Annotated in this window: 8 protein-coding genes; all 8 read left to right on the top strand. The window is 39.9% G+C overall.

Annotation, left to right across the window (positions count from 1 at the left end; genetic code table 11):
* Window positions 1–450, top strand: a 450-nt coding sequence (locus tag K6G87_RS05885) for a GNAT family N-acetyltransferase (RefSeq protein ID WP_296834911.1), incomplete at its 5' end; no start/stop codon positions are given.
* Between the two features lie 27 nt (window positions 451–477).
* A complete protein-coding gene (locus K6G87_RS05880; protein ID WP_296834909.1) occupies window positions 478–1,638 on the top strand; it encodes a GNAT family N-acetyltransferase in 1,161 nt (386 codons plus the stop codon).
* A complete protein-coding gene (locus K6G87_RS05875; RefSeq protein ID WP_022758099.1) occupies window positions 1,639–2,169 on the top strand; it encodes a GNAT family N-acetyltransferase in 531 nt (176 codons plus the stop codon). It begins immediately after the preceding gene.
* The gene (locus tag K6G87_RS05870; protein ID WP_296834907.1) at window positions 2,159–2,743 is read left to right on the top strand and encodes an HD domain-containing protein; all 585 of its coding nucleotides are present in this window, start codon (window positions 2,159–2,161) and stop codon (window positions 2,741–2,743) included. The genes K6G87_RS05875 and K6G87_RS05870 overlap by 11 nt, the downstream gene beginning before the upstream one ends.
* A gap of 15 nt (window positions 2,744–2,758) precedes the next feature.
* Window positions 2,759–3,556 carry a class I SAM-dependent methyltransferase gene (locus K6G87_RS05865; protein ID WP_296834905.1) on the top strand — a complete coding sequence of 266 codons (798 nt, stop codon included), beginning with the start codon at window positions 2,759–2,761 and terminating at the stop codon, window positions 3,554–3,556.
* Between the two features lie 23 nt (window positions 3,557–3,579).
* Window positions 3,580–3,741 (top strand): hypothetical protein, encoded by a 162-nt coding sequence (locus K6G87_RS05860; RefSeq protein WP_296834903.1) that lies wholly within the window; start codon window positions 3,580–3,582, stop codon window positions 3,739–3,741.
* 51 nt (window positions 3,742–3,792) lie between these two features.
* Window positions 3,793–4,830, top strand: a complete 1,038-nt coding sequence (locus tag K6G87_RS05855) for a S66 family peptidase (RefSeq protein ID WP_330669775.1) — start codon at window positions 3,793–3,795, stop codon at window positions 4,828–4,830.
* A gap of 197 nt (window positions 4,831–5,027) precedes the next feature.
* On the top strand, window positions 5,028–5,339 hold a 312-nt coding region (locus K6G87_RS05850), incomplete at its 3' end, for a phosphorylase family protein (protein WP_442863363.1).

The following is a 5,339-nucleotide window of genomic DNA, read 5'->3' as shown; positions in this document are numbered from 1 at the left end:
ATGGAAATAAGAATAGCGACCAATGACGATATTGAATACATGATGAGTAGCAGGCTGGAGATGCTTAAGGAGGTCAACTCCCTTGATCCGGACTACCAGTACTCCCAAAGCTTTGTTGAAAACAGTAGAAGCTTTTTTCTTGATGGACAGCAGACTACAGTACTTGCCTTAGATGGAGACAGGGTTGCGGGTTGTGCAACTATGTGTTATATCACGCTCATGCCAACCTTTTCACACCCAACGGGTAAACGTGCCCATTTGATGAATGTTTATACTGCAAAGGATTATCGCAGGCAGGGAATTGGAATGAAGATGGTGTCCATGCTTATAGATGAAGCCTGGAATAAAGGCGCAACAGAAATAAGTTTGGATGCTACAGAAGATGGACGTGCTTTATACGCTAAGTGTGGATTTATCTATTCTAATGAATGTATGGTTTTAGTAAAATAAATAAGACAGGTTTTTAGGGGGAGAATAATGAAGCATAAGAGACTTAACAGAGATGGCTGGGGATTTCAGTATTATCCTTATTATCAGATGAGGATTGATTGCGAATGCTTTCATGGTCTGGCATGTCTTATCAGATTTACTGATGGAGAAGCTAACTATTGGGAGACTCCAAAGGCAGGAAGAATCCAGGTTACAGGGGAAGGTATGACATGGCTTGAGCTGATCCCTGATAACGCCAAAAGAGTTATCACAGTAAAGTATTTTCCTGATAATACTCATGATGAAGAAAGAGTGAATTATCCAAAGAACTTTTGCGCTAAGTATCGCCCTTCCATCTGGTATGTGGATATCATAGAGGGCATTGATTATGATGAAGATGGAATAGCTTTTTTCATAGATAAGTACCTTGATGTGATCTTTACACCGGAAGGTGATGTCAAGATCGATGATCGTGATGAGCTTGATGCTGCGCATGACAAAGGAGAGTTGTCTGACGGACAATATGCGGATGCACTGGCAGAATGTGATCTTATACTTGATCAGCTTTGTTCTGACATTGCTAAGACCAACTCTTGGTGTGCAGAAGTAAGAGATATTGTTGAAAAAAGAATAGCTGAAGGCGAATCAATAACCAGATGCCGCGAAGTTTGGGAACTTGCGAAAACTCAAGAAGTTGTTGAATCTAAAAGACTTAAAATGAGGCGTTTGATACCTGAGGATTACAAGGTTATGGCAGCTTGGGATATGGATGAGAGAGTCTATAAATATTTACTTGGCTCTGCATGTAAAACTCCGGAAGAGCCACTAGTATGGCTTCCCAAAAAGGACCCAACTTCCAAAGTTAATATACTGATGCTGGTGTCTGAAAAAGAGGATGGACATGCGGTAGGAATATACGCTCTTAATCATGATGTTGAAAGAGATGTCTGGTCCTTGTCCTATGTCAACAGATATGATGACTGGGGGAAAGGATACGCAGTAGAAGGCATGAGCGCACTAATGGAACATGCTGTAAAAGTATATGGAGCACACACCTTTGAAGGGGAATGTGCAAAAGAAAACATAGGCAGCAGAAAGGTTATGGAGAAGCTGGGTATGGTGTATGATCACAGTTCCTCATATACCAAGAATGATGGTAGTGCTACCTTTGAATCAGATATATATACACTAACAATAGGAGAGACTTAAGTGGAACAAAGAATTATATTGGAAACAGACAGATTGCTTCTTAGAGAAATGAATATTGATGATTTTGATGCATTATACAAAGTCCTCGCTGATAGGGACATCATGCAGCATTATCCATATACTTTTGATGAGAAAAGAGTCAGAGATTGGATTGAAAGAAATATGAACCGATATCATGATAACGGTTTTGGACTGTGGGCTGTATGTTTGAAAGATACTAGAGAGATGATTGGCGATTGTGGATTGACACTTCAGAATATTGAGGGAGAGATGCTCCCTGAGATTGGTTATCACATTCGCGCAGATCATCAGCGTAAAGGTTATGCTAAGGAAGCAGCAGCTGCTGTACGAGACTGGGCTTTTGCTAACACGGATTATCCTGCACTCTATTCATATTGCAAATATACAAATATCGGTTCTTATAAGACTGCAGAATCTATTGGAATGCATTTTGAGAAGGAATACCCGGATCCGGACAACAAGATTACTCATGTATCAGTAATCTTTCGTGGAGAAGTAAATGTTGAGTGACGATGCTAAAAAAACGATTATTAGCAATGCAATTAAATATATACAGAAAGTATTCGATAATAATTCGGACGGACATGATACAGACCATTCTCTAAGGGTTTATCACAATGCCCTTTCTATTAGTTCTAAGTATCAGGAAGCGGACTTGTTTGTGATCTCTTTGGCAGCTATTCTTCATGATGTCGATGATCACAAACTTTTTAATACCAAGAACAATCAGAATGCGAGAATTTTTTTGGAAGGTCAGGATATTCAGGTTGAAACCATAGAATGGATAGTGGATATTATAAATGGAGTATCCTTTAGTCATAATAAGGACAAGGTGCCTAAGACACTGGAAGGGAAAATAGTACAGGATGCGGACAGGCTCGATGCAATTGGAGCTATAGGAATAGCAAGAACATTTGCGTATGGCGGAAAGCATGACAGGTCTTTGGAAGATTCATTAAAACATTTTGATGATAAGCTTTTACTTCTGAAAGATTTGATGAATACTGAGGTAGCAGCTGATATAGCCAGTGAGCGCCATGCGTTCATGGAAGCATTTCTGAATGAGTATAGAAAAGAGTGTTGAAAAAGGAGATTATTGATGGATTTACATGATTTTAAAGATGTGGCAGAAAACTATGACCTGTATTTGGATGTGATGTATAAAGATGTTGATAATCACTCTGGATTTAAGGATTTCTATCTTGATTTTGCCAAAGAGTATGGTAAGGATGGAGTTATTGATATAGCATGCGGAACTGGTGCAGTCCTTTTATATCTTGCAGATCACGGGATCATGGCAGATGGAACGGATCTTTCAGAAGCTATGTGCCAAGTCGCTAATGATAAGACCAAAGCTAAGGGATATAACCTCAACATCTTCCCAGCTAATATGACCGAGTTTAGAAGCAACAGGAAGTATTCTTGCGCAATTATAGCTAGAAGCGGTTTCATGCATCTTCTGACACCTGAGCTTCAGCGTGAAGCGCTTTTAAATATCCGTGAGAATCTTGTGGATGGAGGCATGCTTACTTTCAATACATTTGATCCGAATCCTATCTTCCAGGCAGAGCAGATGAATACGAAGGATACAGATTACTCCCTGCGACTTGAGTATACTAATAAGCAAGGAAATCGTGAAAAGATATATAATGCTATTACATATGATCCATATACACAGATCATGAGTGGTAACTGGAAGTTCGAAACTCTTGATGAAAACGGAGCAGTTATCGAAGAACGAGTTCGCCCTCTTAAAATGAGACAGACCTACCGCCAGGAAATGGAGTATTTATTGAAACTTACCGGATATGAGATAGTAAATGTATATGGCGGCTATCAGAAAGAAAGTAGCGAAGGATCTGCCAAAAATGTAATCTGGTGTGTTAGAAAAAGATAAATAAGCAGAATTGGGATATTAATATGCTTGATGTAAACAGTTTTGCTCCTGGAGTCTTCCTCAGCTCATACATCAAGCAGATTGCTGAGATGGACGAAGTGAAAAAAACAGAAACGGGAGTAGGGCGGAGGGAAGTCCGGATCAATCTTGGTTTCTTTTTTTACAGGGAAGGCAGAAGAAAATGAAGATCAAGACAAAGCGATTAATGATTAGAACAATCAACAGAGGTGACTATTGTGATAAAACCGAAAAGATTAAAAAAGGGAGATAAGATAGCCATCGTAAGCCTGTCATGGGGTGGGCTGGGTGACGCTAAGCTTATCCACAAATATGATATTGCTAAAGAGCGTTTGGAGTGCGACTTTGGTTTAAATGTTGTTGCAATGCCGCACGCTCTTAAGGGGAGCGAGTTTGTATATGCTCATCCGGAGCTTCGGGCAAAAGACTTGATGGATGCATTTTCAGATCCATCCATTAAGGGGATTTTCTGTGCTATAGGAGGCGATGATTCCGTAAGATTATTGCCATATATTGACTATAAGATCATAAGGAACAATCCTAAGATCTTTATGGGATATTCAGATACTACAGTCACACATTTTATGATGAACAAAGCCGGAGTGGTTTCCTATTATGGTCCATCTGTTATGGCCGAATTCGGTGAATATGTTCAGATGTTTGACTACACGGAGAAATCGGTTAAGAGTTTATTATTCGAAGATTCAAACGGATATAAGATTACTTCCTGCGAATACTGGTCAGACGATCATGTGTCATGGTCAGAAGAAAATGTGAATGTGAAAAAGAAAACACGTCCTGAGGAGCATCATTATGAAGTGTTGTCGGGTCGAGGAATTATCACCGGAGAATTATTAGGTGGCTGCCTGGATGTATTTCCGATGATTGTAGGAACGGAAGTATGGCCCAAGCGCAATGAATGGAAGGATAAAATACTTCTTGTTGAAACAAGCGAAGAAAAGCCAAGTCCCGATCTGATAACGTATTATCTGAGGAACCTTGGCGCGCAGGGAATACTGAATCGGATCAGGGGCATTGTCGTTGGAAAACCTCAGGACGAACAGTTCTATGAGGAGTATAAAGAAGTATACCGGAGTATATTAAATGAGTTTAACTGTCAATCCCTGCCAGTCATCTACAATGTAAACATAGGTCACGCTGTTCCTACCGGAATCCTGCCTTTAGGGATAGAATGTGAGATCAATCTTGATAAAAAAACTATCAGTTTACTTGAATCGGCGACAGCTGAAATTTAAGAAGTTCACAGATCGGTATCGATAAAAAAAATTTCAACAGTTCGATTGCCCATAAGGTGTTATAGTGTGTTATCGAAAGTTAATCGCACAACAACAATGGTCACACGCATGTGGAAGCCGGACTAAATGAAAAGAACTCACAAGGACGGCCGAGAATTCTGTATCATGATGATGTCAGCATCGGAGAATGTCTTGATATGTTAAATGCATTTTATAGGCAGGGCAGAGTTGATACTTTCGGATGGAAAGTAGGGGAGATAATTGTTCCTGTTGCTGCTGTTAGAGATGAGGGAACGTCTTATCATTATTTAGAACCTTCCCGTGAAGTGGAATGTCATAAAGAAACTACAGATTATGTTATTTCTGGGTTGGAAAAATTAGGGATACCTTATACAACAGGGAAAACATGGACAACAGACGCTATGTACAGAGAAACCCCCGAAATGATTGAGCTAAGAAGAAATGAGGGATGTATAACGGTTGAAATGGAAACAGCAGCGTTTTTTGCG

The sequence above is a fragment of the Butyrivibrio sp. genome (assembly GCF_024699075.1).
This window is presented reverse-complemented; position numbering and strand designations above follow the sequence as displayed.